The organism is Natrinema soli, from assembly GCF_028618695.1.
Genome location: NZ_JAQIVI010000256.1, coordinates 1 through 1,466, shown reverse-complemented (window position 1 = coordinate 1,466; position 1,466 = coordinate 1). Strand labels below are relative to the sequence as shown.

1 protein-coding gene is annotated in these 1,466 nt (G+C 65.6%); it reads right to left on the bottom strand.

The window, feature by feature from the left end; all coding sequences use genetic code 11:
• Nucleotides 1-1,079 (bottom strand): MutS N-terminal domain-containing protein (locus tag PGX04_RS16250; RefSeq protein WP_465263818.1); only part of this gene is annotated, 1,079 nt, incomplete at its 3' end.
• Nucleotides 1,080-1,466: the final 387 nt, after the last annotated feature.

Sequence of the window (1,466 nt, the reverse complement as noted above, 5' to 3'; positions counted from 1 at the left end):
CGGTCGGGCTCGAGCAGCGGTCGCCGGAGCCAGTCCCTGAGTTTTCGGCCGCCGAGCGCGCTGGCGGTGTCGTCGAGCACGCCGACCAGCGTCGCGTCATCCCGTCCGTGAACGGCGCGGGGTTCGAACAGCTCGAGGCTCCGCAGGGCGACGGCGTCGAGTAGCAGATACTCCTGCGGATCGTACCGCGTGAGGTGGGTGAGGTACTCGAGGCGCGAGTCCCCATCGGAGTTCGCAGTCGCGTCCGGGCCGTCGTCGGTCGGGTCGCTACATTCGCTCTCCTCGCCGCGTTCGCCGACGTGTGTGCCGCCGCGGACGTACTCCGCGTAGGAGAGTACCGCGCCACAGGCCCGGACCTCGGCGTCGCTCGCGAGTAGCGCATCGGGGTTGCGGAAGTACGTGGAGAGTTTTTCGCCCGCCCGCTGCCGATCGAACGCGCTCTCGTCGTACGGGGTGACCATACAGTCATCGGGAACGAGATCGGCGGGCGCGTCCGGGCCGACGACGGCCTCCGCAGGGTCGAACCGACTCACCTCGTCGACGATCGACTCCCTCGAGGTGGAACTCGTGGCGAGGAAGTCGCCCGTCGAGACGTCGAGTAACGCCAGCGCGAGTTCGCGCTCTTCGCCGGCGGCTGCGTCGCCGCGAGCCACCGCGGCCACGAAGTTGTTGTCGTCACTGGCGAGCAGCTCGTCCTCGGTGAGCGTCCCGGGCGTGATCACGCGCGTCACTGCGCGTTCGACGACGCCGGACGTCTCGCCGGGTTCCTCGACCTGATCGGCCACCGCGACCCGATAGCCGGCCTCCAGCAGCTCCTCGATGTACGACTCGGCGTTGTCGATCGGAATGCCGGACATCGGGTACTCGCCGGTGTTGTCCTCCCGGCTGGTCAGCGCGATCTCGAGCAGGCGCGCAGTCCGTTCGGCCGCGCCGCAAAACGTCTCGTAGAAGTCTCCGACCTGAAAGAGAACGATCGCCTCGTCGTAGCGCGCGCAGAGATCGTGATACTGGCGCATCATCGGCGTCAACTCGTCGCGTATCTCGGCCATCTCCTCGGGAGGGCCAAGCGCCGGATCCATACGTGAATTCGGCCGCTCGACGCTGAAATACCTTGCTGGATCGGCCGCGTTTCGGGCTCGAGAGCCGCTGGTAACAACTGAAACGCTTCACACACCGATCGAACAGTCCGCGGTTCACGCTCGCGGTTCTCGCTCACTCTGTTCGCTCACGGCTCGTTCCACTCACCGTTCGCATTTCCGCGGTTCTCGCTCACTCTGTTCACTCCGAACCGCGCCTCGCTCCGAACCGCGCCTCGCTCCGAACCGCGCTACTATCGTGCGACCGGGTGTCCAGTGACTGTCAGCGGCTCCGATAGCTATCGGATAACGTGACTGTCACGAACGGGAAAAGGTATTACGATCCATCTATCATGGGTTCACAACAGCTATGGAGTCGGGTTCGTCGGT